The sequence below is a fragment of the Synechococcus sp. A10-1-5-9 genome (genome assembly GCF_047716785.1).
Taxonomy (GTDB): Bacteria; Cyanobacteriota; Cyanobacteriia; order PCC-6307; family Cyanobiaceae; genus Synechococcus_C.
In genome coordinates, this window is record NZ_CP180406.1 from 720,750 (window position 1) to 746,447 (window position 25,698).

25 protein-coding genes, 1 tRNA gene and 1 pseudogene are annotated in these 25,698 nt (G+C 60.1%); 18 read left to right on the forward strand and 9 right to left on the reverse strand.

The features are described from left to right. Nucleotides 1-10 precede the first annotated feature (10 nt). The 3 genes from ACLM45_RS04210 (at nucleotide 11) to ACLM45_RS04220 (ending at nucleotide 1,862) form a co-directional block, all read left to right on the forward strand. A complete protein-coding gene (locus ACLM45_RS04210; RefSeq protein ID WP_006041657.1) occupies nucleotides 11-337 on the forward strand; it encodes a hypothetical protein in 327 nt (108 codons plus the stop codon). Nucleotides 338-347: 10 nt separating this feature from the next. Then, complete coding sequence (locus tag ACLM45_RS04215) at nucleotides 348-887, forward strand: YqhA family protein (protein ID WP_006041658.1); 540 nt, start codon at nucleotides 348-350, stop codon at nucleotides 885-887. 114 nt (nucleotides 888-1,001) lie between these two features. After that, nucleotides 1,002-1,862 (forward strand): sigma-70 family RNA polymerase sigma factor, encoded by an 861-nt coding sequence (locus ACLM45_RS04220; protein ID WP_415410761.1) that lies wholly within the window; start codon nucleotides 1,002-1,004, stop codon nucleotides 1,860-1,862. Here the strand turns inward: ACLM45_RS04220 and ACLM45_RS04225 are convergent. Continuing rightward, a complete protein-coding gene (locus ACLM45_RS04225) occupies nucleotides 1,789-2,556 on the reverse strand; it encodes a DUF92 domain-containing protein (RefSeq protein ID WP_415410762.1) in 768 nt (255 codons plus the stop codon). The genes ACLM45_RS04220 and ACLM45_RS04225 overlap by 74 nt on opposite strands. A gap of 65 nt (nucleotides 2,557-2,621) precedes the next feature. Between ACLM45_RS04225 and ACLM45_RS04230 the strand changes: the two genes are divergently transcribed. Both ACLM45_RS04230 and ACLM45_RS04235 read left to right on the forward strand, forming a co-directional pair. Continuing rightward, nucleotides 2,622-3,053 carry a hypothetical protein gene (locus tag ACLM45_RS04230; RefSeq protein ID WP_232198944.1) on the forward strand — a complete coding sequence of 144 codons (432 nt, stop codon included), beginning with the start codon at nucleotides 2,622-2,624 and terminating at the stop codon, nucleotides 3,051-3,053. A gap of 20 nt (nucleotides 3,054-3,073) precedes the next feature. Then, nucleotides 3,074-3,265, forward strand: a complete 192-nt coding sequence (locus ACLM45_RS04235) for a hypothetical protein (RefSeq protein ID WP_415410764.1) — start codon at nucleotides 3,074-3,076, stop codon at nucleotides 3,263-3,265. Here the strand turns inward: ACLM45_RS04235 and ACLM45_RS04240 are convergent. Both ACLM45_RS04240 and ACLM45_RS04245 read right to left on the reverse strand, forming a co-directional pair. Then, a complete protein-coding gene (locus ACLM45_RS04240) occupies nucleotides 3,253-4,008 on the reverse strand; it encodes a 16S rRNA (uracil(1498)-N(3))-methyltransferase (protein ID WP_415410766.1) in 756 nt (251 codons plus the stop codon). The genes ACLM45_RS04235 and ACLM45_RS04240 overlap by 13 nt on opposite strands. A gap of 6 nt (nucleotides 4,009-4,014) precedes the next feature. Further along, entirely contained in the window at nucleotides 4,015-4,464 is a 450-nt protein-coding gene (locus ACLM45_RS04245) for a DUF3531 family protein (protein WP_006041665.1), read from the reverse strand. Between the two features lie 91 nt (nucleotides 4,465-4,555). On the opposite strand from ACLM45_RS04245, the gene ACLM45_RS04250 reads away from it, so the two are divergent. Next, a complete protein-coding gene (locus tag ACLM45_RS04250; RefSeq protein WP_006041666.1) occupies nucleotides 4,556-5,188 on the forward strand; it encodes an ABC transporter ATP-binding protein in 633 nt (210 codons plus the stop codon). A gap of 21 nt (nucleotides 5,189-5,209) precedes the next feature. Further along, nucleotides 5,210-6,118: an Hsp33 family molecular chaperone HslO gene (gene hslO, locus ACLM45_RS04255; protein ID WP_415410767.1), complete on the forward strand. Its 909-nt coding sequence runs from the start codon at nucleotides 5,210-5,212 to the stop codon at nucleotides 6,116-6,118. On the opposite strand, the gene ACLM45_RS04260 is transcribed toward hslO, so the two are convergent. From ACLM45_RS04260 to ACLM45_RS04275, 4 genes are all read right to left on the reverse strand, one after another. Next, nucleotides 6,119-6,808: a CPP1-like family protein gene (locus ACLM45_RS04260; protein WP_415410769.1), complete on the reverse strand. Its 690-nt coding sequence runs from the start codon at nucleotides 6,806-6,808 to the stop codon at nucleotides 6,119-6,121. A gap of 76 nt (nucleotides 6,809-6,884) precedes the next feature. Beyond that, the gene (locus tag ACLM45_RS04265) at nucleotides 6,885-7,106 is read right to left on the reverse strand and encodes a hypothetical protein (protein WP_038004995.1); all 222 of its coding nucleotides are present in this window, start codon (nucleotides 7,104-7,106) and stop codon (nucleotides 6,885-6,887) included. 259 nt (nucleotides 7,107-7,365) lie between these two features. Beyond that, entirely contained in the window at nucleotides 7,366-9,003 is a 1,638-nt protein-coding gene (locus ACLM45_RS04270) for a peptide chain release factor 3 (RefSeq protein ID WP_006041672.1), read from the reverse strand. Next, a complete protein-coding gene (locus ACLM45_RS04275) occupies nucleotides 9,000-9,683 on the reverse strand; it encodes a methyltransferase domain-containing protein (protein WP_415410770.1) in 684 nt (227 codons plus the stop codon). The genes ACLM45_RS04270 and ACLM45_RS04275 overlap by 4 nt, the downstream gene beginning before the upstream one ends. A 232-nt stretch (nucleotides 9,684-9,915) precedes the next feature. Between ACLM45_RS04275 and nrdJ the strand changes: the two genes are divergently transcribed. From nrdJ to ACLM45_RS04290, 3 genes are all read left to right on the forward strand, one after another. Beyond that, nucleotides 9,916-12,267 (forward strand): ribonucleoside-triphosphate reductase, adenosylcobalamin-dependent, encoded by a 2,352-nt coding sequence (gene nrdJ, locus ACLM45_RS04280; RefSeq protein ID WP_415410771.1) that lies wholly within the window; start codon nucleotides 9,916-9,918, stop codon nucleotides 12,265-12,267. Between the two features lie 71 nt (nucleotides 12,268-12,338). After that, nucleotides 12,339-12,423: transfer RNA gene (locus ACLM45_RS04285), tRNA-Ser, on the forward strand. A gap of 25 nt (nucleotides 12,424-12,448) precedes the next feature. Further along, nucleotides 12,449-12,589, forward strand: a complete 141-nt coding sequence (locus ACLM45_RS04290; RefSeq protein ID WP_006041676.1) for a hypothetical protein — start codon at nucleotides 12,449-12,451, stop codon at nucleotides 12,587-12,589. Nucleotides 12,590-12,760: 171 nt separating this feature from the next. On the opposite strand, the gene ACLM45_RS04295 is transcribed toward ACLM45_RS04290, so the two are convergent. After that, entirely contained in the window at nucleotides 12,761-13,006 is a 246-nt protein-coding gene (locus ACLM45_RS04295; protein WP_038004371.1) for a hypothetical protein, read from the reverse strand. 87 nt (nucleotides 13,007-13,093) lie between these two features. Between ACLM45_RS04295 and ACLM45_RS04300 the strand changes: the two genes are divergently transcribed. The 7 genes and pseudogenes from ACLM45_RS04300 to ACLM45_RS04330 all read left to right on the forward strand — a co-directional run bounded on the left by ACLM45_RS04300 (nucleotide 13,094) and on the right by ACLM45_RS04330 (nucleotide 24,915). Continuing rightward, on the forward strand, nucleotides 13,094-13,750 hold the full coding sequence (locus tag ACLM45_RS04300) for a metallophosphoesterase (RefSeq protein ID WP_415410773.1): 657 nt from the start codon (nucleotides 13,094-13,096) through the stop codon (nucleotides 13,748-13,750). Continuing rightward, nucleotides 13,744-17,061 carry an exodeoxyribonuclease V subunit gamma gene (locus ACLM45_RS04305; RefSeq protein ID WP_415410774.1) on the forward strand — a complete coding sequence of 1,106 codons (3,318 nt, stop codon included), beginning with the start codon at nucleotides 13,744-13,746 and terminating at the stop codon, nucleotides 17,059-17,061. Before ACLM45_RS04300 ends, ACLM45_RS04305 begins: the two co-directional genes overlap by 7 nt. Then, a pseudogene (locus tag ACLM45_RS04310) lies at nucleotides 17,058-20,746 on the forward strand (UvrD-helicase domain-containing protein). The gene ACLM45_RS04305 and the pseudogene ACLM45_RS04310 overlap by 4 nt, the downstream one beginning before the upstream one ends. A 53-nt stretch (nucleotides 20,747-20,799) precedes the next feature. After that, nucleotides 20,800-22,341 (forward strand): ATP-dependent DNA helicase, encoded by a 1,542-nt coding sequence (locus tag ACLM45_RS04315; protein WP_415411343.1) that lies wholly within the window; start codon nucleotides 20,800-20,802, stop codon nucleotides 22,339-22,341. Nucleotides 22,342-22,349: 8 nt separating this feature from the next. Further along, nucleotides 22,350-22,712, forward strand: coding sequence for a phosphomannose isomerase type II C-terminal cupin domain (locus ACLM45_RS04320; protein ID WP_038004997.1), 363 nt, complete (start codon nucleotides 22,350-22,352; stop codon nucleotides 22,710-22,712). 104 nt (nucleotides 22,713-22,816) lie between these two features. Further along, complete coding sequence (locus ACLM45_RS04325) at nucleotides 22,817-24,640, forward strand: DEAD/DEAH box helicase (RefSeq protein ID WP_415410775.1); 1,824 nt, start codon at nucleotides 22,817-22,819, stop codon at nucleotides 24,638-24,640. Beyond that, a complete protein-coding gene (locus ACLM45_RS04330; protein ID WP_415410777.1) occupies nucleotides 24,637-24,915 on the forward strand; it encodes a hypothetical protein in 279 nt (92 codons plus the stop codon). The genes ACLM45_RS04325 and ACLM45_RS04330 overlap by 4 nt, the downstream gene beginning before the upstream one ends. Here ACLM45_RS04330 and ACLM45_RS04335 read toward each other — a convergent pair. Then, on the reverse strand, nucleotides 24,912-25,109 hold the full coding sequence (locus ACLM45_RS04335; RefSeq protein ID WP_415410779.1) for a hypothetical protein: 198 nt from the start codon (nucleotides 25,107-25,109) through the stop codon (nucleotides 24,912-24,914). The two genes, ACLM45_RS04330 and ACLM45_RS04335, sit on opposite strands and share 4 nt — an antisense overlap. 246 nt (nucleotides 25,110-25,355) lie before the next feature. Here ACLM45_RS04335 and ACLM45_RS04340 point away from each other — a divergent pair, with 246 nt between their 5' ends. Beyond that, nucleotides 25,356-25,697 carry an RNA recognition motif domain-containing protein gene (locus tag ACLM45_RS04340; protein WP_415410781.1) on the forward strand — a complete coding sequence of 114 codons (342 nt, stop codon included), beginning with the start codon at nucleotides 25,356-25,358 and terminating at the stop codon, nucleotides 25,695-25,697. Nucleotide 25,698: the final 1 nt, after the last annotated feature.

Below are 25,698 nucleotides of genomic sequence, written 5' to 3' on the forward strand. Positions count from 1 at the left end.
GCGGCAACGCATGATTGTCGCAATCAACTGCACGCGTTCGTGTGCTGCCATCGGTTTCGTTCCCCATGCCTCGGTACCGCTGCCCCGAATGCTGTTGTGGTCCAGCGATCGTGCTGCATCCTCCAAAAGGATCCGTGCCGGTGTGTTCTCGCTGTCGCACCGTGATGGAACGTCAGCCGCTGGTCCGGCCGGGGCCTCTGTTCGTGCTGCTGACGGTCGGGTCCGCTTTGATCGCGTTCTCCATCCCGGCCCTGCTGACCCCGACGCCGCAACCACGGCCTCCTGCGGCTCAAACCACGGCCTGATGGGCACCTGGCTGCTAAGGAAGAGCGAGTGATCAGTCGAGCATGGGCGACAACCTCAAACCCACACGCAAGCTCCGTGTGGAGCGACGCTTCGAAAGTGCGATCTGGAGGTTCCGCCTGATCACGCTCATCCCTGTGGTGATGAGCCTGATGGGCAGCGTCAGTTGCTTCGTGCTTGGAACCTACGAAGAGCTCACCGTGCTCACGAAGGTGATGCAAGGTCATTTCACCTACGCCAACAGCACACTGTTGATCGGCAAGGTTGTTGGAGGCATCGACTACTACCTAATCGGCATCGCCTTGCTGATCTTCGGCTACGGCATCTATGAGCTGATTATTTCCGACATCGATGTCCGCCAGCAGGACAACTCTCAGGAACGTCGAAATCTTCTCAATATCGAATCCCTCGATGGTTTGAAGCACAAGCTCACCAAGGTGATCATCGTGGCTCTGATCGTTACCGCCTTCAAGGTGATGGTGGGTTTCGAGGTGAAAACCATCACGGAACTCCTTCAATACTGTGCCGGTGTGCTGATGCTGGCCTTCAGCGCCTATCTGATCGGTCGCACCGGCAAGCACTGAACCGGGTTCGGGAGTTGCATCCCCCTGAAGGGTGAACAGCATTCATCCGCAGGGGGGAGGCATCGAAAGACACAGGCAGCGGACGGTGAAAAGGTCCCAACGCAATGCCTGCGAATGACCTCCACCACACCACCGACCCCGCCCTGCCGCCGGCTCGAACGTCTGCAGCGCCGGGAGCAGCACCGCCCGATTCCTGCATCCATCCAAAAGCGCAATGGACAGGTGCTGCAACACCTTGGGCTGGCTCACCATGCGGCCAATCAACAGTTGCCCCGGGGCGGCGGCGAGTACGACGACCTCCGCCAAGAAGCTTGTCTCGGACTCGTGAAAAGTTTGAACTGCTTCGAGCCCTCCCGTGGCCACCGGGTGAGCAGTTACGTCATGCCCAGCGCCACGGGTCAGATCCTTCACTACCGGCGCGATCGTCTGCAAACACTGAGAATTCCCTGGCGACTGAAGGATTTGCACACCCGTGGCATGCGGCTGCAGGAGCAGCGCCTGCATGCAGGCCAGGCAACCTTCAGCGATGCAGATCTGGCCGCCGCTCTGGGGGTGTCCCCTCGCCGCTGGCAGCAGGCGAAAAGCGCCCATCTGGATCAACGCCTGGTGTCGTTGAACACCCCGATTTCAACGAAAAAAGGAGCAAGACCAACCGATGGCGACGAACAGATCGAGCTGCTTCCCAGCCCAGGGAGCGAGGCTCACGACGACCCCCAACAACGCTGGTTGCATGAGGCCCTGCAAAACCTGGATCCGGATCATCGCCGCTGGCTCTGGTCGTACTGGATCGACGGCATTCCCATCAGCCGCCTGGCTGAACAGGAACAGATGAATCGAAGAAGGTTGTCGACAATCCTGCAGGACACACTGCGGGACCTGCGCTACAAGGCTGGATCAACATTCAATTCATCACCCCCAGGAATGCCGCCGCTGCCATCGCCAGCAAGGCAGCCCAGGCTGTCTGCAAGGCATTGACGATTTCATTGCTGAGCCAGGGCCATCGACCCTGGCCGGTGGCTCCCAAAAAGCTCTCGAGCAGCGTGGCAACCAGCCCAACCACAAACACCAGCACCACAGATGAAGCCGTTGTCAGCAGGCCTAGCAGTGCCATCACGAAGGTCATCAACAGGCTTCCCAGAGCACTGGCAAGAGTCCCCTCAATGCTCACGGCACCCTCAGTGCCTGCCGGCACTGGCCGCAATGTGGTGATCAGCAGGGTGGTCCGTCCCCAGCGCTTCCCGATTTCACTGCCGAACGTATCGGCAAGCTTGGCCGCGAAACTGGCCGCAAACCCGACCAGCAAGAGGTGCTCAGATCCCAGTCCAGCGGCGACAAGCATCGCCAGCACCAGGCCGGTGAAGGCTGAACCCCAGACATTTTCAGGCCCGCGGCGTCCTCCCCGGGCCTCGGCAAGACCCAGATCTCGCTTGCGCGCGAATCCCAGCTTGGTGACCAATGAACCCAAGACCAGGTAAGCCACCACCGCGAGCCACCCCCGCCAACCCAAGGCACCCCAGAGCACCGTGCCGAGAAGTCCCGCATGACACCAACCAGCACGCGTCAGCACCGGAAAGCACTGCGCCACGCTGATCAGAACACCGTTCACCACCAACGCCGTCAGCCAGAGCATTGGCTCCTGGGTTGGGAAATCTGGCGTAGCAAAGGCCATGGCATGTGTTGCACTGCCCTAAGCATCAACGCTGAAGGCTTCGCTTGCGCGGATAATCACCACTGGTGTCATTCCGGATCCGCATGGTGCTGCTGCGTAAGGGTTTTTATCTCGAACTGGATACGGCGAAGTCGGCGGAGACGCAAAAGCTCCAGCTCGGCACGGTGAGAGTCGTGTCCGAATCCCCAGAGGAATCGGACGGTACGGTCAGCGCATCAGCTGTTCTGACAGCCGCAACATCTGCAGTCGCAGCAGCACCAGCTCCTGGCAGGGTTCAGACCACATCCACCAGCACCGAACCAAAACCCTCCCTCACCACAGCAGAGGCGATGGCCGCAGAACTGGCTGCTGCGGAAGCATCCCGTCCTGCCATTCAGTACGTGACGTTTGCACCGCAAGCCCTGCAGCCCGGCACCGGACTTCGCCCTGGCAAACGCAAGCCCGGCCGCAATCTCTCCAATTTCCGCTCGATGGCCTCAGAGCTGTTCAAGAGCTGAGTCAGGCCTAAACATCCGAGATGACGTTGAAATCCAAGCGAGCAGCTGGCTTTCTGAGCTGGATCGGGCTCAGTGATCAATCCAATTCTGAGGAGGCCAGGCCCAGGGCGGTCCGCGAGCAACCTCTGACGAGTGCACGCATTGCCCGACTGCGCCGGATGGGGGTCAAGGCCCGCCAGCTCATGGATGCCTACAAGGATCAGGAGCGCTGAACCTCTCGCCTCCAACTGCAGAGAGCCGTGGTTGCAGCCACTGCCGCCGTTGAGCTGCGCAGGATCGTGTCACCGAGGCCCACTCCACACCAGCCGGCCTCGGCTGCGGAGAGAAGCTCTGCGCTGGTCCAGCCACCCTCAGGCCCGATCGTGATCCAGCAGCCATCAGGCAAGGACTTCGTGACCGCCAACAGAGTCGACAGATCAGAACAGGCCTGATCACGGGTCACCGCGATCAGGCGGAGGTGCTCCGCGGAAGGGTTGCCCCACCAGTCGTCGGTCGACAGGACAGGCAGAAGCTCAGGAGCCCAGAGTCGTTCACACTGCTCTACCGCCTCGCGCAGGATCACTCCCCAGCGATCAGGCCTGTACTCCGCCTGCGGTACACAGCGTTGGGCCTGAAGAGGTTGCAAGCGATCCACCCCCAGCTCGCAGGCCATGCGCATCACCTCATCCATACCGCGGCGCATCAAGGACACGGCCAGCCCTAACGGTGGGTGGGGTGCTGCAACGGTGTAAGGGAGCGCGCCAAGTTCACTATCCAGCGCAAGATCACCCTCTGTTGTGAGTCGAGTGCTGAACAACTGGCCGCAACCACTCACGACGTGCACCTCAGCACCGGGCCGCAAGCGGAGCACTCGCTTGAGGTAACGCGCCTCCGCCACGGTGAGCCCAATGCGGCTCAACGCCTGAGCGCTACGAAGCCTGGCGGGTTCAATCAGCAGCCGCCGTCGCTCAGCCACAGCCGCTCAGGTCATACCCGGGAAGATGCTGTCTGGATGGTCCTCAACTGGCCAATCCTCATTCACGCCTCCGATCAAGAGTTCCTCGATCTGTACAAGATCAGAATCGAGTTGACGCAAGGCGTTGATCAGCACATCAAGGGAGAACCCATCACTCGTTCCAAGATCGACCCAGCAACGAGCCCAATCCTGCTCATACTCGAGTTGGCCCATGTTGTGCATCAACGCCGGCATCACTGAGGTGGACTCTTCATTGTCGTAACTCATCCAGCTGAGCTCATCACCCTCTTCGTGCACCTGCATGGATTCCGCATTGAAGCCTCCAAGCCTTCCCAGCACGTACCAGCTGTCGAAGATTCCATCGACATAGTTGCGCTCACCTTGGCTAGGAACTTCGCTGAAGCGCAGCCAGAGCCAGCAGTTGAAGGGATCAACCTCTCGGAAGCGAACGTGCATGGCCTTCAGGTGACCACCGCATCATCGCTGGCTTCAGCCTGATCGACCATGCTGGGTTTGCCTGGATAAGGGATACAGCGCGTTTTAGGAAATGCTGGAACTCACCGATATCCACTACAAACCGGCAACCGCAGGAAGTTCCATCCTCAACGGAGTCTCCCTGACGGCGCAACAGGGCAGCCCCCTGCTGATTTCAGGGGAAAGCGGCAGCGGTAAAACAAGCCTCCTGGAGATCATCAGCGGCATGGTCGGAGCCCAATCCGGCAGCATCACCTGGAAGGGAGCAAGCCTGAATCAACGCCAGCGACGCTGGCTTTGCGGTGTCGTGTTCCAATTTCCTGAACGTCACTTCTTAGGACTGAGCGTGAGCCAGGAACTGAAACTGGGTCATCGCCGACTGGCCGGTGACGACCAGATTGAGGTCCTCAGCCAGGTGGGACTGCATGGGGTGGACAACCGACAGGCTCCGGAGCGGCTCAGTGGCGGGCAACAACGACGGCTGGCTTTGGCCGTGCAGCTTCTGAGAAAACCAGAGGTCCTGCTCCTTGATGAACCGACCGCGGGCCTGGACTGGTCGGTTCGAGGTGAGGTCTTGGACCTGCTCTTCAACCTATCCAGACAGCATGTTTTGATCGTGGTGACCCATGAACCCGATCTGTTCCGGAGCTGGAACTGCAAGCACAACCAACTGCGCGACGGCCAGCTGCTCGCTCTGTCACCATGACCGCTGCGATGCAGGGCAGCCATGGCTGATCGGCTGGTGCGGGCGACCGCAGCTGGGGGGGGAATCAGGCTTGTCGCCGTGACCACCAGCGACACAACCCGATACGCCCAGGTTCGCCACGGGCTCTCCTATCTCACCACTGTGATGCTTGGACGGGCCATGAGTGCAGGGCTGCTTCTGGCCAGTTCCATGAAGGTGAGCCACGGAAGGGTCAATCTCAGGCTGGGGTCGGACGGCCCTATCCGAGGTCTCTCGGTGGACGCCGGACGGGATGGACGGGTTCGTGGCTATGTGGGCAATCCAAATCTGGAACTCGATCCAGTCCGCTCCACCAACGGTCAGGCCAGTTTTGATTTCACAACGGCCGCGGGAACGGGCTACCTGCATGTGGTGCGAGACGAAGGGAAAGGTGAACCTTTCAGCAGCACGGTCGAGCTCGTGAGCGGATGCATCGGTGAAGATGTGGCGTCCTACCTGCTGCACTCCGAACAGACTCCATCGGCAGTGTTTGTGGGTGAAACCATCAACAGCGATGGCTTGGAAAGCAGCGGTGGACTGCTGGTGCAGGTTCTTCCCAAAGCCGCTGAAGAGCCCGCCTTGGTGGCCTTACTTGAGGAACGCTGCCGTGAGATTCAGGATTTCAGCAAACAGCTGAACAGCTGCGGTGATCATCCGGAGCAATTGATCCAACAAGTCTTCCCCGATCTGGATCCACAACCGATTCCGAGTGGTGAACCGATGCAATCAGTGTCGTTCCACTGCCCTTGCAGCAGAGAGCGCAGCTTGGGAGCCCTCACGCTGCTTGGCCCTGATGAGCTCACCGACATGTTGAAAACCGATCGGGGCGCAGAGCTCACCTGTCACTTCTGCAGCGAGGTGTACAAGGTCGATGAGGTTGAGCTTGCGGAACTGATCAAAACCTTGGCTTGATCAGGCCAGAAGCAGCGTTCCAGCGAGGAGCAGCAGCAGGGCAGGCAATGCTTGCAACTGTTCCATGGTGAAAGGCAGACCCGAGCCGGCCACAGCAACACTGAGCAAGGCCCCAACCACAAGACCGAGGATTAACAACAAGACGCCCCAACCCAAGGAGCTAAGGGGACGGCGTCCACGGCGGATCTGACTAAGGAACAAACCGATCGTTCCCAAAGCGAGAAGCAGCTCGATCGTCTGCGGTGCAAACAGCAACAAGAGCAGAGCAAGAGCTCCTAGGGAGAGGCGGACCACCAGCCCCTGACCTTCAACAAGCGTGAGATCGGGCACCATCGCCGATCCCTTAAAAGAAGGAGCTGGAAGTGAAAGATTGCGAAACCGAGTGAGCAGAGCCGCCGGTCCGTTGGTGGTTTGAACCATCCCTCCCTCGCCCTGCTGACGCTCTACGCGCGAAGCTGTCGCCGCTTCAGCGCTCAGGCGGCCGGACTGACGATCGCGAAGACGATCCATGAGAACGCCGTCATAGGCCGCTTCGACCTTCGCGCGAGCCACTACATCGTCACCGCAGGCCTTGAGAACTCGATCACGGGCGCGTTGAACCTCGTCAAAACTGGCGTCGGACTGAATTTGCAACAGCTGGTAAGGATCCTGTCCATCGGAGTCCTCACCAGGGTTCAGCCCTGCCGCCATCGGTGTTCTCTTCTCTTGATGAATGGTATCGAGGATGAAGACCAGATGAGTTGATCAATCGCCATCGACAAACGATTCAGAACAGAGGGGGGCCATGCCGGAAGCCTTGTTGACGTTCGCAACGATGGCGGAAACCGGGAACTTCAGTGCTGAGAAGAAATTGGCGATGCTTGATCAACGGCATCTGCGGCGGCAGGTGATATCCCTCAAGCACCTCCACGCGATCTCTGCAATCACGGAAGCAAACGTAATCCGTTCCTCCGTCATCACAGGGCCGAAGCAGCCAGAGGGTGTCCAAACCACACCACACAACAATATGCAGTCTGGCGATTTCAATCTGCTGCCGTGAGGACCATCCGGGGATACGGACAGCCACGCCGGACGCAAGTAAAGAGTGGGATAAGGCTGAATGGAGATGAAAGAGGCTGTGATGCAAACCCTGACCCGACCCCCATCCAATCGTCAGAGCCAGCCATTGGCGTTTGAGTCCGGCACTTGGCCCGTGGCTGCTGCCCACGATGTCAAGACCTGGCTTCAAGCTCTGATCAACGTTTGGTTCAAAGGCTGATCGGCTCGACACCACTCACCACAGGAGCAACCGTGCTGAGCTCGAGAGCAGGATGCTCTTCAGACAATTGATTGAGGTTCCACTGATTCTTGAATAACAACACCGGGCGGTTCCATGCGTCGCGAACGGTCTTGCAGTTGAAAATCCGACCCACCTTCTCTAGCGCTGGCCAACCACCATTCACCCAGCGGGCTACCTGATAACCCAGAGGTTCAAGCCTGGTGTCTACGCCATATTCATTCTCTAAACGGTGCTGAACCACCTCAAGCTGTAGTTGACCAACAGCCGCGAGGATCGGATCGCGTTTGCTCTCATCGGTGTCATAGAGAATCTGCACGGCACCCTCCTCGCGCAGCTCATTCACACCTTTGCGGAAATTTTTGAAGGCTGAGGGATTCGGATTGCGGAGCCAACTAAAGATCTCCGGACTGAAACAGGGAATGCCCTCGTACTCAACCTTGGAACCCACATAAAGAGTGTCCCCGATCGAAAACATGCCTGGATTATTGAGACCGATCACATCCCCGGGATAGGCGTCCTCCACCACAGCACGATCCTGACCAAAGAGCTTCTGGGGCCGGGAGAGACGAATGGTTCGGCCTGTTCGCGCGTGGCGGACGGTCATGTCCTTCTCAAACCTGCCGCTGCACACCCGCACGAAAGCCACACGATCGCGATGGCGTGGATCCATGTTGGCCTGAAGCTTGAACACGAAGCCACTGAAATCTGGGCTCAATGGATCAACAGGCCCGTCATGACCGAGTCGAGCCACTGGTTTCTGCGCCATCTCCAGAAAGGCGTTGAGGAAAGGACGCACACCGAAATTGGTCATCGCTGATCCGAAGAACACCGGCGTGAGCTCACCGGCATGCACCAGCTCGAGGTCGAGCTCCGCTCCGGCAGCGTCCAAAAGATCCATCTCCTCAACCGCCTGATCCAGGAGGTCGGACTCCACCAGATCCAGAAGTTCTGGATCATCCAGAGACAGATGTCGTTCTTCTGACTGCTTGCCGCGTTCAGCACGACTGAACAACACCACCTCACGGGTCCGCCGGTCGATCACACCTCGAAACTGCTCGCCACTGCCGATTGGCCAGTTGACAGCCCAGGGCGTCAGTTCCAGTTCAGCTTCGATTTCATCGAGAAGCGCCAGAGGCTCGCGCCCTGGTCGATCCATTTTGTTGATGAAGGTAAAGATCGGGATCTGCCGCATTCGGCAGACCTCAAAAAGCTTGCGCGTCTGAGGCTCCAATCCCTTGGCCGCATCCTCAAGCATCACGGCATTGTCAGCCGCCGCCAGTGTCCGGTAGGTGTCCTCTGAAAAATCCTGGTGTCCGGGAGTATCGAGCAGGTTGATGGTGTTGCCCGTGTAGTCGAACTGCAGCACCGTTGAAGTGATCGAAATCCCCCGCTGCTTCTCCAACTCCATCCAGTCGGAGGTCACCTTGCGCTGCTCTCCCCGGGCCTTGACGGCTCCAGCCTGCTGGATGGCACCGCCGTACAAGAGCAGTTTTTCTGTGAGGGTGGTCTTGCCCGCGTCTGGATGGGAAATGATCGCAAAATTTCTGCGGCGTGCCACCGCCTCCAACAGTTCGCTGTTGTCTTGTGGACCTGATTCCGTGCTCATGCGCTGGGCTGATCGAGACCAGCCTGACAGCCCGTGATCCAGCCACTGATTTCGAGATAGCGATCCTCAAGTTCTCGAACCTGGAGGTGATCGAGTTGGGCGTCCCGCAGTTGCTCTTTCACCTCCTCGACCGTGAAAGCTGCGTGAAGAGAAGCCCGATAGTCCCTCTGAAGTAACTCCGGAGCATCAGCCGTGTAGCACTCACAGAGCTGATCCAGCTCAGCTGAACTGGACGGTCGCCTTAAGTCCCGATGCAGAACCAGACAGTGGCTACCGGCGAGGGGACGAAGGCATCCCCAGAGTTTCTGAGGATCATGTAAGTGATGCAGGAGGCTATTGCTCACAATCAAAGACGCCTGGGATGAGGGCGCATGCCAGGGGAGCGGAGCGACGACGTATTGGAGCCGATCACTGGGGATACTGTTTTGCCGGCGGCGGTCCTCCGCCTCAAGGATCATCTGTTCGGCGGCATCCACACCGACAACAGTGCAACGCGGCCAGCGCCGGGCCAGACGTTCACTGATGTTGCCGGGACCGCAACCAAGATCAATCAGGCAGTCGCCATGGGCAGGCCAACGATCAGCGTCCCGCAGCAACTGATCAAGGCGCTCCACCAGCGCCTGGTCAGTTGAAGCAAAATCCGCCGCCGCGTAAGCCTTCACCTGCAGTGGCTCATTCATGAGCTCCGGCTCAGGCGTCCGCTGGATCATCGGGTCGAGTCAGTGGACTTCAATTCCAAAGTCTGACTTCAAAAGGGACGCGCGATGGCCGACGCGCTCAGAAACCGAAAGAATGCATCGAGGAGGGTGAATGCAGCCACCGCTACCAAGGCAGACACAACGCCGAGTTGAACACTGCAGGTGGTGCTGGCACACCCTTGCTGGCCCCATCGCTGGCGTTAGGGTGCCAGTAATGATCCCAAGCCCTGTGACCCTGACTCCAACCCGCAGCGTCAGCTCGGACACCAATGCAACGCTGCCTGGGAATGGCGATTTCCCAGCGACCGCCCCCGCCGCCAATCCCGTCTTTTACCGGACCTACAGCCGTCGCAGCAGCGTGGGACGGGAAAGCTGGACGCAGGTCGGCGCACGCAACCTTGGCGGACTGGAGAAGCTTGGCAGCCTCACGTCCGAGGAAATGGAGTTGATGGCTCGGATGCAAGCCGAGAAGAAAGCACTCCCATCCGGACGATGGCTTTGGATCGGTGGCACACCGTGGATCGAGCAGCAGGAAAATTTCTCCGGTGCTTACAACTGCACCTCCACCAACCTTGTGGATTGGGAAGCCTTTGGTCTGATGATGGATCTGGCGATGATGGGCTGTGGTACTGGAGCCATCATTGAGCCCCATCTGATCGAGCGTCTGCCGATGGTCAGTAACCCGATTGAGATCCTTTCGGTGTCTGACATCGGTGTCACCCCCGCTGGAGAGCGTCAAGAGCAGACCAGCCACACCATCAGCAATGACTTGGTCTCCATCAAGGTCGGAGACACCCGACGCGGCTGGGTGGACAGTTACCAACTTCTGCTGGAACTCAGCAGTGATGCTCGGTTTGCTGGCAGAACCGTCAAGGTTGAGGTTGATCTCTCTGATGTCCGCCCGGTCGGCGAAACCCTTAAGGGCTTCGGCGGGATGGCCAATCCAGTGAAGCTCAAAGATCTGTATGGGAGGGTTGCACGTCTTCTCGGCAAAGCGATCGGCCGCAAGCTCACCTCCGTGGAGTGCTGCTTGCTCATCGACGAAGCCGCCGTCACCATCGTGGCGGGCAACATCCGTCGCAGTGCTGGCATGCGCCAGTTCGCCTCTGACGACTCCAGCGCAGCCGGTGCCAAGGACAATCTCTGGCAACAGGATGACGAGGGCAACTGGCGCATCGATCCTGAACGGGATGCTCTGCGCATGGCCAATCACACTCGCGTCTATCACACGCGTCCGACTCGCGACGTGCTCCTTGAAGCTGTCACCCGCCAATTCCACAGTGGTGAGGGTGCCATTCAGTTCGCGCCTGAGGCGATCGCGCGCTCAAACGCCGATCTCCTCAACACACCGGAACTGCGCCGGGAGTTCATCGAGATCTACTGCGATCAAGGCCGGGACGAGGCCGGCCGCTGGCTCGATCTCAACCACGGGCCCATGGATGTGGCCGAACTGGAGCACCGTCTTGGCCGTTACGGCCTCAACCCCTGCGGCGAAATTCTCGGTGCCGATTTCCACTGCAACCTGGCGGAGATCCACCTCAACCAGATCGACCCCAGCGATGACGAGGGCCAACGCGATGCCTTCCGCGCGGGTGCGCTGTCAGTGGCCTGCCTGCTCAACCATCAATTTGAAGTGGAGCGCTACCGCCAGAGTCGTGCCTGGGATCCGATTGTGGGCGTGAGCTTCACCGGCCTGTTCGACTTCTTCGTGCATGCCTTCGGCACCCCCTGGCTGCAGTGGTGGGAAGCCGGACGACCCAACACCGAGGAAGGCAAGGAGTTCAAACGGCGTGAAGCGGAGTACCTGAGCCGCTGGAAAGCCACGGTGAATGAGGCCGTGTGGGAGTACTGCGACCGCCATGGCCTGCGTCGCCCCAACCGTTGCACCACCGTGCAACCCGCAGGCACCAAGAGCCTGCTCACTGGCGCGGCACCAGGCTGGCACCCCCCCAAGGCCCAGCGTTTCATCCGCCGCATCACCTTCCGCAAGAACGACCCCGTTGCCATGGCTTGCATGGACTACGGCTACACCGTTGTGCCATCGCAATCCGACAAGGACGAGCAGGGTCGACTTCTCGATGATCCATTTGATCCGCGCTGCACTGAATGGTTGGTGGAAATCCCTACGGAAGTGAGCTGGGCCAATCTTCCCGGGGCCGATGCCGTGGACATCAACGCGTTCTCGGCAATGGCGCAGTTCGACTTCTACATGCAGGTTCAGACGCATTACACCGCGCACAACACCTCGGCAACCATCGAGTTCCGCGAGCACGAGATTGAAACTCTCACCGATGCTCTTCACAAGACCATCGAAAACGGCGACGGCTACATCTCAGCAGCCCTGCTGGCCCGTTTCGACGCTAATGCCACGTTCCCGAGGCTCCCTTTTGAGCCCATTGATGCCGACACCTATGAACGCATGCAGAACGAGGTGATCCAGCGCCGCGTGAGCGCGGACTTCTTCGAAGCCCTCCAGCGTTACGACATGGGAGAGATCAGCGAGGCGGGTCCTGCAGGCTGCGATTCCGATAAATGCCTGCTGCCTCTGGCCAAGCCGAACTCCTGACCACAATGGAGGAGTCCCTGCAGAGGGACTCCTTTAAGATGGGTTTTCAACCTTCAGTGAGGGTTGTGTCAGGAGAGGTGGTCGAGTGGTTGATGGCTCTGGTCTTGAAAACCAGCGATGTGAAAGCATCCGTGGGTTCGAATCCCACCCTCTCCGTTCTTTTTCACAGTAGTTCCAACGCATGACTGTGAACCGCCTGATACTGGCCTTTGGATCCATCATTGGACTGATCGCCATCGTGGCTTGGGTCGGCGAGCTGGATGTGGTGTTGTTCGAAGCCGTGCCGAACGAGCAGCCAGCAAACACTCAACAAAAAAACTGAGAATCAGAGCAAAGAGAACATATTTCTCTCACGATTAATGACGCTTCCAACGCAAACATCCATCGAACCAATCCACCTAAAATAGACCTTAAATCACATCAATTTGCATCCAATGTAGATTCATTCAAGCTCCTCCACAGTCACTACAGAACTAACTGCTGGTGATCGTCTCTAACTGCCAATTGTGATCGGCGCTTCTTTGTTTTTCCACCACACCCAGTCCCGGATGGGTGGGGTGTTGGCCAGCTGCTCGCGCGTCAGCCCAAGCCCAAGCTTTTGAGACGCACCCAGCAAGACATCGAGCATTTCCTCTCCGTTGTTGCAGCGTGCTAAGGCCTCGTTCGTTTTTTTCGCTCCATCAAGAGCCTGAACCAACAGGGTGACCCGACGGGCCACAGGGAGGGAACGAGGATCCATAACCAGCGACGAAAGTCGCTCACCGTAACCACGTCCACTGACAGAAGCAGGCTCAGCGGGCAGAATCTCTAGAGATTGTTCATGGCAATGGCACCTCCGCCGAAACACCACTGGATCATCGGTGATGTGCATGGATGCCACGAAGCCCTCGTCAGGTTGCTGTCGGTTCTGCCACGCAACGACCACTTGGTGTTCTGCGGTGATGTGATCAACCGAGGTCCAGCCATCGCCGACTGCATGAATTTGGTCTGGGAGCTGGTTTGCGAAGGACGGGCCACATGGTTGCGTGGCAACCATGAGCAGGCCTTGATCTTGGGACTCGAAAGTTCCCCCGCCATCGGCCATCCCGAACTCTTGACGATGGACACCTACCGCCAACTTGGGGACGGTCTCTCGCACCAGTGGCTGCATCGTCTTAAGCAGCTTCCTGATGTGTTTCAAGGCGATGGGTGGATCGCTACCCACGCAGGATTTGACGACAGTGGTCGCCCCGACCTGAACATCCGTGAACCCTTTTGGGAGCATTACAACGGGCGCTACGGAAAGGTTGTGGTGGGGCACACCCCGCGTCCGACTGTTGAGTTTCAAGGCCAGATCGTGATGATTGACACCGGCGCGGTCTACGGAGGCCTGTTAACCGCCTATTGCCCTGAAACCGAATCGGTAGTTCAGGTGCATGGACCCAGAGCCGTGTCTGTGAGTCCAGCTCACCAACAGGAACTGGCCACAGGGCTGCCTTGCTGAGGATCTACCGCAGCAACAGAGCGGAGCTTCTGGCTCAGCTCCTCGCCCAGGATCTCAATCTCAACCCTCCCAACCCGTTTGAACAGGTCGAGGTGGTGGTCAATACCTGGCCTACCAGCCGTTGGCTGGGGGAACGACTGGCCAGCATCAACGGAATCAGCGCTCTTGTGCGCTTCCCTTTCCCCGGGAGCCGCCTGCGCCAACTGGTGCAAGCGGTGCTGAGCACGGAGCCCCCCATTGATGATCCCTGGCGAGCCGAACGGTTGGTCTGGACGGTGCTCGCTGTGCTGCCGCAACTGATGCAGCGCAAGGAGGCTGAACCGCTCAGGCAGTGGTGGAACAGTCACCGCACAGCATCCGAGACTCTGACGCGGGAGCAGTGGTTGCTCGCCCGCCAACTGGCGGATGCGGTGGACGATTACGCGCTTTACAGACCTCAGGAACTGGCTAACTGGCTGGCTGGAGATGACGGGGGGAACCTCCCGGGCGTGCTGCGCTGGCAGCCCCTTCTCGTGCGTGCGCTCGCTGACCGGCTTCCGAGCGATCCCTTCGGCTTACAGGTTCAACGGGCCGTTGATCACCTCCGCTTGGGGCAAGCACCGGCCACAACGCTGCCGAGGCGCCTGAGGCTGTTCGGTCTCAGCAACCTCGCCCCGGTGCAGATTGATTTGCTTCAGGCGCTGGCCGGAGTGATGCAGGTGGAGCTTTATTTGCTCACACCATGCCCGGATCTATGGGAGCGATCAGCGCGAAGACGGCGCCGACTGGGCGAGAACTGGACCGCATCCCCAGATGGAACCTGGCTGATCGAGGCCCCGAAACTGGAAGCCATCCTCGGTCGCATGGGAGGGGAATTCCAGCTGCTGCTGGAGGGCAGTGGTGACTGCCTGCTCAGCAGCACGGACCAGGCTGATCTGTTTGCCGACCCGGTGGCGATGGCAGCCTCCGAAGGCCGGCAGGCGTCGTTGCTGGAGCAACTACAACGACAGCTCGCAAGCCCCGAGCACGCTTCGTTACAGCTCAAGCGTTCGGATCAATCCCTGCTGTTCATGGGCTGCGCAGGCCCCTGGAGGGAGGTGCAGCTGGTGCGGGATCGCATTCTTCGCTGGATGGCCGACGATCCCACGCTTCAACCACGGGACATCCTCGTGATGACGCCTGATGTTGAGCGTTATGCCCCGCTGCTGGCCTCAGTGCTCTCTGACCAGGACGCCACCGGAGTGGATCTGCCCTGGCGCCTCACCGACCGCAGTCAGCAGAACAGCCCTGGATTGCAGCAGGCCTTCATGACCCTGCTTCAGCTCAGTGCGGAGCGTCTCACCGCCACAGGACTGGAAGCACTGATGAGCAATCCGGCCTTTCTCAGTCTTCAGGGTCTCGTAGCCCAGGAGGCGATGGACATCACCGCGGCTTTGCAACGCAGCGGCTTCCGTTGGGGGCTCGATCGTGAGGAACGCCATGGCGATGACACCCACAGCCTGCGCTGGTGTCTTGATCGCTGGCTCATCGGCCTGATCCTCCCCGATGAGCCTGGCCTAGCACTTGGCACCTGTGCTCCCGCCCTCCCAGATCTGAGCCTTCAGCAGCTCGAGCGCTGGTGGCCGCTCTTGGATCAGGTTGCACGATGGATCGCTCAGTTGCGCCAAAGCGGAAGCTGCTCGGTGTGGGTGGAACGCTTGCGGCGGCTGCTCTCCGATCTCTTCGGCGACGGTGGTGCCTGGGACTGGGAACTGCAAGCAATCCAGCAATGCCTGGACTGCTGGGTGCTACAGGCTGGCCACTGCGAACTCAACCTGGAAACCACTGTGGTGATCTCGGTTCTCGAGGAAGCACTTTCGGCCGACAGTGGCCGCTTCGGGCACCGCAGCGGTGCCATGACCGTGAGCGCCCTCGAACCAATGCGTGCCATTCCCCATCGGGTCATCGTGCTCATGGGGCTGGATGCCGCCTCCTTTCCTCGTACACGGGAACGCCCGGGATTTCATCTGCTGGAGCGGCAGCGGAGGCTTGGGGATCCAAGCAGTACGGATCAGGATCGCTACGTGCTACTCGAGGCGCTGCTCTCCTCCCGTCAGCACTTGTTGATCAGCTGGAGCAGCCGTGATGAACGACGCGGAGACACGCTGCCACCCTGTCCGCCCGTGCAGCAGTGGCTCAGCCTGCTGCGACAGGAGCTCAGCGAGGAGGCGATGGCTCAGGTGTTGATCGAACCACCGGCCAACCCTCTGGACGCAGCCAACTTCATCCCTGCCAAAACTGACGCGTTGAGCTGTGATCGTCGCCTGCTTCAGGCCAGGCAGTGCCTCGATGATCCGCAACGCCCGGCCCCAGGCCATGCCCCCCTCGGTCTCGCCCTGCCCATTCACTGGACCCTGGAAGCGAAACCCGCGGCAGCGCAGGCCAACACTCTGAACAGCGACCAAGTGGAACAGCTGGAACGCTGGCTGCAAGCTCCCCAACGGGCCTGGCTCCGGCAGCGGGGCATCGAAGCTGGGGAGTGGTGTGATGCCGTTGAAGATCGATCACCGCTGGCCCTACCCGAACGCGCCCTTCGCGCCTTGATGACAGAGCGCCTGCATGATGAACTCGATGCGCTCACGAGAGACCCTGAGGCCCGGTGGGACACCTCCAAGTCCGGAGACTGGTTGCAATGGAGCTGCGGCCGAGGGCTGCTACCGCCCGGGGCTGGGGCGGCGCTGGACGACAGCCGCCTGGAACAGCGCTGGCAAAACCTACAAACCGCCCTGTTCAGCCTCGGAACCCTGCAGCAGCCTCCGCGATGGGAGAAGCTCGCGATTCCGCCACTGCCAGTGGCGGGAGAAACCGCTGTGATGATCAGCACCTCCAAGCTTCAGGCCCGCACCGTGCTGGAGGGCTGGTTCAAACACCTTCTCAACCAGCGGGAGGGCCGAGGCTCTCCGACCGTGGTGATTTGCCGCGGTGATAGCAGCAGCAAAGCCGAGACGTTCTCCGTCGCCATGCGCTGGATGCCGATGGAGCCGCAGCAGGCTGATGGATTGCTAAGCGACCTGTTTGCACTGGCTGATGAGGGGCTCCGGATCTGCTGGCCGATCCCCCCGGAAAGCGGACTGGCCAGGGCGATCACCCTGGCCAAAGGGAGAGACGTTGCCGACCGCGCCTTCAGCACCTGCTGGCATGGCGGGATCAAGCGTTGGGCCGAACGGGATCGAGGTGATCTCCAGGCCTGTTTCGGTGACGATTGTGATGCGGACTATCTCCTCAACAGCCCCGGGTTCGACAGCGCCTTCGACAGCCTGTATGCCCCGCTTCTCGAGGCCAGAAGCCAATGACAGGTCAAGGGGAAGCCCGCACCATCCGCTTCGAGCCGAACCGCTACCCGCTCACCCCGGGGCTGAGATTGCTGGAGGCCAGCGCAGGCACCGGCAAAACCTTTGCCTTGGCCCATCTTGTGATGCGGCTTGTGGTGGAAAGAGAGCTCAAGCTCGATGCACTTCTTGTGGTGACGTTCACAGAAGCAGCGGCCGATGAACTGCGTGACCGCATCGGCAAGCGACTCGACGGAGCGCTTCAAGGGCTCCTGCGTCTTGAACAGGGAGACGATGGCGGGGCAGCGGCAAGCGATGCGGTTCTCCAGGAGTGGCTGGAGGAGCACGGCCGCGATCGAGCTGGGCGCAAAAACAAGGCCAGCCTGCTTCTTGAAGCTCTCGAAGCGCTTGAGCGAGCCGATATCACCACCATTCATGGCTTCTGCCGGCGCACCTTGCGCCGGCAAGCCCTGGAAAGTGGCAGGAGCCTGGATCTCTCGCTCGACGATGACCCTCAGACCCTGGTGGAAGAGGTGGCCCATGACCTCTGGCGGGAGCAGATTCTCACGCTTGATCCCGGGGATGTCGCCGGGCTCCTGCAGACAGGGCTGCGGGAAGACACCCTGACGGCTGAACTCTTGCGTCTTGATGGCGATTGCGGTGTGCGCATCGCCGAAGACGCCGAGACCATCAATCCTGAGGACGCTCTACGGGATATTTTTCCCCTCTGGCTCAAGCAGCGATGGCTGCACTTCCACGAGCTCTGGAGCAGCGAAGGCGTTGAACTGGAGCAGTGCCTTCGCGATTGCGCCCAGGAATGGCACAGCCTCGGCTGCAAGGACACGAAGCCCTACAGCCGCAAACCCACGAAGAATCGCGCCGCCCTGCTGAGCAACTGGATTGAAACGCGCAATGACACGCAATCGTTACCAATTCGTTACGAATACGTACGCAACCAGGCCATTCTTGGCACTTTTTTCCACCCAGGCGTCTTCTCCAAAACAGCCCGCAAATGCGGCGAAACCTCACCAAGCCTGCCTCGACCAGAGCTGATGCAAGCCATCGCTGCGCTCTGGGATGGACCTGGGGAGCAGACCTGGCGCTATTTGCTCATGCGCGGACTGCGCGAGATCGATCAACGACGCCAACGTCGTGGAGTGGTGGGTTTCTCCGGCCTGCTGGATGCACTGAACCCCACGGATCCATCCAGGTCTCAACCATGGATTACAGCCCTGCGGGCCCGCTACAAGGTTGCGTTGATCGATGAATTTCAAGACACCGATCCCCTGCAGTGGACACTCCTGCGCCAGACCTTTGCCTCCCGCGAGCATCTCCTGCTGATGGTGGGGGACCCCAAACAGGCGATCTATCGCTTTCGCGGCGGTGATCTCAACACCTACAAGAGCGCACGCGCTCAGGTCGATCGCATCGACGATCTGCTCGACAACCGGCGCACCACACCTCCCCTGATGGAGGCCATGAATCGCTTGATGTCTCCAGGACTCAAACACTCCGAACTCGGCGTACCAGCGGTATCGGCGAAGGCCAGCTGCACCCCTCTGTCACTGCCGGCAGGCGAGGCACCGTTGCAGATCCTCGCGTTCAATCCCGAGGATGCCGGCGGCAGCAGGAGCCGAACCGATCTGGAAGCAAGCATCCCCTGCTTCGCTGCGGATCTGCTGCTTCAGATCCTCAGCAACGACACCTCCCTCACGCCTGCAGACCTCTGCATTCTTGTCAGTCGCCACCGGCAGGCTGAAGCAATCCGTGACCAGCTCTCAAGGGTGGGCCTGCCCAGCCGCCTGATCAGCCCCGGGGATGTGCTCAGCAGCCGTGGAGCCGTTGAATTGCAATGGTTTCTTGATGGTCTGGCCCGCCCGGCGGACAATGAACGACTGCGCCGACTGGCGGCAGGAGCCCTGATGCAATGGCCTGCCGACACCCTTGAAGCATGCGATCGAAACGGGCAACTCGACCAGTTCGCCGCCAAACTCCAGGCCCTCGCCGATGCCTTGCCTCGGCTTGGAGTGATGGGCTGCCTGGCCCAGCTCCTGGAAGGGGAAACCCTGGCCGACCTGTCGACACGCGGACGTCTCTTGGGAGATCTGCAGCAATGCGCGCGCCTGGTGCAGGACTCCATGCACCGACAAGGACTCAATGCTGCAGGCGGAGCCGACTGGCTGCGCCGGCAACGCCTGCATCCACCGGATAACGTGCCGGAACAGCGTCAGCCCTACAGCGATCTAGTGGCCAGCGCAGTGGCCGTGGTCACGGTGCACCGCAGCAAGGGTCTTCAATATCCAGTTGTGATCTGTCCCTACCTCTGGGAGGCGCCATCCCCTGGGAAAGGGCCGCTGTGGCGTCTTCCCGCAGGTGATCGCTCAGGGAGCTGGAGGGTGGCCCTGAATCCGCACTGGGGCAGCGGGCACGCAGCCGCCTGCGCCGATGCCCTGGATTGCATGGCGGAGGCCGAACGCTTGGCCTACGTGGCAGTCACCCGCGCTGAACGCCATTTGGTGCTCTTCAGTGCCGGTGAAGCCAACCCCAGCGGCAATCCTCTGGATCCCTGGCTGGATGCACGCGCAGGCGATGACGATCCGCGAATCAGCCTGCATCACCCGCGATCCATCCCTCCAGACCTGCGCTGGAGTCCATCCAGACAACCCCAGTCGCTTCAGTGCGGACCGGTACCGAAGGAAACCCTGGATCGCTCCTGGGGACGCAGCAGCTACTCAGCATGGATTGCTAGTGCCTCCAGCCCACACCAAAGCAATCGCAACAACCCCCACGAACTCGAAGAAGGCCGGGATGTGGATGCCGGAACCGAAGCGCCATCCACAAGCGCACGAGACCTGGGGCCAGACGAGGTGCCAGACGTCCAGCCAAGCGGAGAGCCACTGCCGCGCACCGGCTCTCTCGGTACGTTTCCGCGTGGAGCGACAGCAGGCGATTGCCTGCACCGGATCCTGGAGCAGATTCCCTTCGATCAGCCGATCGATCAGCCCAGCAACCATGAGCTCGTCGAGCGCGAGCTGAGTCGTTCCGGCCTGGATCTCACGTTGAAAGAGGACGTTCTCAAGGCCGTCAACACGGTGCTCCGCTCACCCCTCGGCGGCCCCCTCGACAGTCTGCGCCTGGCTGATCTCCACAGCGGTCGGCGCCTGCATGAACTCAGCTTCGATCTTCCAGTGGCCCATACGGGCAGAGCTGTGCGGGCATCGGCTCTCGCCAGTGCCTTCCGCCGCGACCCCCACAAGCGGTTCGGTCCGGACTATGCCGCTCGACTGGAGACCCTGGACATTCACAGCCGGGGCTTCCTCACAGGCTCAATCGATCTGGTGTTCACCGATGGTGATGATCTCGCCACCGCCCGCTGGTGGGTCGCCGACTGGAAGAGCAACTGGATCGGCGAGCGGGACGGCGGAGGACAGCCCCTTTATTGCGGCCCATGGCACTACACCCAATCCGCGATGGAGGAGCAGATGCTCCAGCACCACTACCCCCTCCAAGCCCATCTTTACCTGGTGGCCCTGCATCGCTTCCTGCGGTGGCGCCTGGTCGACTACTCCCCGGATCGCCATCTCGGCGGCTATGCCTACGTCTTTCTTCGCGGTGTCAGCGAGCGGGGGGGAGCGGCGTGATCCTCGAACCGGCACCGTTGCAGCGGCTGGAACGTCTGAATCAGCTGCTCCAAGGAACCCAGCCATGAACCGCAGCGAAGGCGCACAACTCAGCCAGCAACTCGCCAACGGAGTCATGGCCATGCTGCGCCGCCGCCGTCCGCCCGTGGCAAGCCTGTCAGCAACGGATGAACAGGCGCTCGAGGATCTCGTACAGGCACTCACGGCAGCTCTCAGCGTGGGAGAAACAAGCCTGAGCATCGAGGAAGGGCAGCGCGAGCTCCTCGAGCGCAGCGGATGGCTGACTGATCCGCCCCAGTTGATGGTTCTCGATGGCGATCAATTGCACTGGAAGCGATGGCATCAAGCCATGCAGTGCCTGGAGAAGGAACTCATCGATCGCAGTCACACCCTGCCCAGCGGGGGCCAAGCCAACGCCGTGAATCCGCCAGAGCTCGGGACGCTCAATGCGGAGCAGCGGGCCGCTGTCCAAGCCATCACACGCCATCGCCTGGTGATGGTGAGCGGCGGCCCGGGGACGGGGAAAACCAGCACCGTGCAGGCGATGCTGCTCCAAGCAATGGCTGAACGCGAGGCCTTGCGTATCCATCTGGCGGCTCCCACCGGCAAGGCGGCCCGACGCCTAGAGGAAGCGCTTCAGAGCGACCCGCAAACCAAGGGCCTGCCCTGCACCACCCTGCACCGCCTCTTGGAAGCGCGCCCAGGAGGCTTCGGCCGTAACAGCCGGCACCCACTAAATCTTGATGTGCTCGTGGTTGATGAAGCATCCATGGTGGATCTCAACCTGGCTCAGGCACTGCTGGCGGCCCTACCTCAAGAGGCACAGCTGGTGCTTGTGGGAGACGCCAACCAACTGCCGCCCATCGGCGTTGGAGCGGTCTGGCAACACCTCCAGCACCCAGAACGCCGGCACCGTTTCGGTGATGCAGCCATCTGCCTCAACCGGATTTACCGCAACAGAGGAGAGCTGGCTCGGCTGGGGAGCCTGCTGCGCAACGCGGGGGAAGAGGCTTTCTGGGAGGCGTGCAACGGGTTGGACGAGCAGGCAAATGTCGCCCTCCAGATTTGCCATGACCGTCGGATCCCCGACACCGTGATTCAAGTCTTGCGAAACCGTCTGGCTGAACTCGGCCGCTCAACGGCCCAATTATCCACGGACTCAGAGGGCCATCCCAACCCGACAACCAGCGCAGCACTGCTCAGTCGGCTCGACGATCTCATCGTTCTTTGTCCTCGCCGCCGGGGCCCCTGGGGTGTTGATTCCCTGCATCGCGATCTGGTCCAAGGAGATGATCCTTCGGGATGGCCTGAAGGTCTGCCGGTGCTGTGCAGCGAAAATCAGATGGATCTCGGACTCGCCAATGGAGACTTGGGTCTCGCGGTCGGCAAGGGTGCGTCGCGACGGTTTTTGTTCCGCTGCAACGACGGCAATGCAGGCAGCCAGTTCCGACTGATTCATCCTGCGCGCATCCGCCAGCTAGAGCCAGCGCTGGCCCTCACCATCCATAAGGCGCAGGGGAGTGAGGTCACCAATGTGATTCTGCTGTGGCCTCCGCAAGACGCGTTGGATTCTTCCGCCCTTCTCTACACAGCGATGACTCGGGCACGCCAACAGCTGAAGCTGTACCGACTGGCGCATGCCTTCAATGACGGCATGCTGTGAGAGAAGCAGTGACGGTTCAAAGCGTGTCAACACGGGTGGAACGCCCCTGGGGTTGGTATGAAGACCTGCTTTCAGGTCCTGGCTACAAACTCAAGCGACTGCTGGTGCGCCATGGCTGCAGACTGAGCTTGCAGCGCCATCGCCATCGCAGCGAGAATTGGACTGTGGTGGCTGGAACAGGACAGCTGCTCTGCGATGGTCACCTAGTGAAAGCCAAGGCAGGAACCACGTTCCATATCCCCTGCGGCTCGATTCACCGCGCCAGTGGTGGGCCGGGCGATCTCCTGATCATCGAGGTACAACACGGAGGCACGCTCGAGGAAAGTGATATCGAACGCCTCGAAGATGACTTTGGCCGGGTGATAAATTAAAAATTCACCTTTGAACAGACGGCAAGCAATACTGCGCGGCATTTGCCGATGGGACGTTGCAAGCCTGATTTGAAGGATCAATCAGGCTGAGCGCCGTCTTCACCATGACCCAGACACCCCCGCAGGCCGCAGTGCCTTGCGCCGTGGATCTCACTGTTTCCGAGCAGTCTTCGGAAACAAACCCCAACGAGGAGCTGTTCACCACCGTGATCGCTCCCTGCAACGACGCAGAACCCGCAGAGTCCATCGCAGAAGAGTCGACCAAAGAAGAGTCTGGATTCGCCGGGTTTGGCTTCAGCGAAGCGTTGCTGAGAACTCTGGAGGAGAAGGGATACAAGGAGCCTTCCCCGATCCAGAAAGCAGCCTTTCCCGAGCTGATGCTCGGTCGTGACCTTGTTGGTCAGGCCCAGACAGGAACAGGCAAAACAGCAGCTTTCGCCCTTCCTCTTCTCGAGCGTCTTGAAGGACGCAGCAGCAAGCCCAGGGTGCTGGTGCTGGCCCCAACCCGGGAACTGGCCATGCAGGTGGCTGACTCGTTCAAGGCTTACGCCGCTGGTCATCCCCATCTGAACGTGCTGGCGATTTACGGGGGATCAGATTTCCGCTCCCAAATCCATACCCTCAAACGAGGGGTCGATGTGGTGGTGGGCACCCCAGGGAGGGTGATGGATCACATGCGGCAAGGCACCCTCGACACCACAGGGCTTCGCAGCCTGGTGCTCGATGAAGCCGATGAAATGCTTCGGATGGGCTTCATTGATGACGTGGAGTGGATTCTTGACCAGCTCCCTGAGGAGAGACAGGTGGTGCTCTTCTCGGCAACGATGCCGAATGAAATTCGTCGCCTCTCGAAGCGTTATCTGCAGGAACCCGCTGAAATCACGATCAAAACCAAGGATCGAGAGGCGAAACGCATCCGCCAGCGGTCGATCACGATGCAGAACTCACACAAGATCGAAGCTCTCAATCGTGTACTCGAGGCCGTCACTGGCGAAGGCGTGATCATTTTTGCCCGCACCAAGGCAATCACCCTGACGGTGGCTGAATCTCTGGAAGCGGCGGGTCACGATGTCGCAGTCCTCAATGGAGACGTCCCGCAGAACCAGAGAGAGCGCACCGTTGATCGGCTGCGAAAGGGGACTGTCAATATCCTCGTGGCCACCGATGTTGCAGCACGCGGCCTTGATGTGGACCGCATCGGCCTTGTCATCAATTACGACATGCCGTTCGACAGCGAGGCCTATGTGCACCGCATCGGCCGCACGGGTCGAGCAGGTCGAACGGGCGAAGCCATCCTGTTCGTCACACCGCGTGAACGGCGCTTTGTAGGCAACCTCGAACGGGCTGTGAACCAGTCGATCGAGCCAATGGACATTCCCAGCAACGCGGAAATCAATCAAAGTCGTTTGGATCGACTTAGAAATCGCCTGAGTGAGGCTGCTGTCTGCGAGGCCGATGACGAGACTCCCCTCCTGCAGGAGCTCATTCAGCGCGTGGCCCAGGAGCATGAGCTCTCAGCAGATCAACTGGCCCTGGCTGCGTTGAGACTTGTGGTTGGCGATCAACCGCTGCTGGTGAGTGGTGATGAGAGCTGGCTTCAGGCGCCTGTGCGCACCGAGCGCCGCGATGATCGGCGGGGTGATCGAGGGCGGGATCGCCGTCGCCCCGAGCGTGATGCCCGCCCTCCCGAAGACAACATGACGCGCTACCGAGTGGAAGTTGGCCATCGCGACCGAGTCAAGCCGGGCAATCTTGTGGGAGCAATCGCCAACGAATCTGGTCTTCAGGGACGGATGATCGGTCGGATTCAGATCTTTGAATCCCACAGCCTGGTGGACCTGCCGAAGGGTATGCCTGACGATGTTTTCGATTCGCTGCAACGCCTTAAGGTGCTGAATCGGGAATTGCAGATCACGAAAGCTTCATGACCCTGACGACTGCCCGTTTCTCTGCGATCACTCTTGCGCTGAGCTTGGTGGTCGCACCGGTCTTGCCCGCGATTGCATCAGAAGATCAAAACATGATTCATCGTCTGTGCATGGCTGGCTTCAACGGTGCCATGGCCAGCGCCGGCAAGACACCTCCTGCGGGAATGGGCGAATACACCTGCACGTGTTTTCTCGATGAGGTGAATGCAGGAGTGTCAATCCAATCCGCTCAGGACAATTGCAAGCAGAAAGCAGCTGACCGCTACAAGCTCTAAAAGCTTGTCAATGGAGTGATTTCGAGGCTTGCGCAGGGCTGGCGCAGTGCTGTGGCTTCGATCAAATAAATCAATTCGATCTGAACATCCGGCTGCGCGCCCAACAACAGCATTTGCAGCAATTCAAGTTGATCGGATGGATCGAGTTCTCCCTCGGCCGTCCATCCGAGACAACGAAGGCTGAGTGCAGTCATCAACTTCTCCGTCAGGGTCTCCTGACAATGCCCTGCCCTGAAGGAAATTCGCCCACCCCTTCCAATTGTCTTCTGATTGTCGTGACGTTGCTACAGGCCAGGCTGTAGCTTGGGAATGCATCAGATTCAGCGTTCGGCTCTGAACGGCTCGCTCCCCCAGGCTTCAGCTTTCCGGCTTCAGCATCAAGGACTTTCCAATTCGGACCACGGCTTCACTGATCAAATGTCCATCGGTCCCAACAGGAAATGACCATCTACATCGGCAACCTCTCCTTTCAGGCCGAGCAGGAAGATCTGCTCGATCTGTTCAGCCAATACGGCGAGGTGAAGAGTGCCAGCCTTCCTCTTGATCGCGAAACCGGCCGCAAGCGCGGTTTCGGATTCGTGGAAATGAACAGCGATCAAGACGAACAGAAGGCCATTGACGACCTTCAGAACGTCGAATGGATGGGTCGCATGATCCGTGTTAACAAGGCAACTCCTCGTGAGCGCACTGGTGGCGGCGGCGGCGGCCGTGGCGGTTACGGCGGTGGTGGCGGCCGCGGAGGAGAAGGCGGCGGGTACGACGGTGGTGGAAACCGCTGGTAAC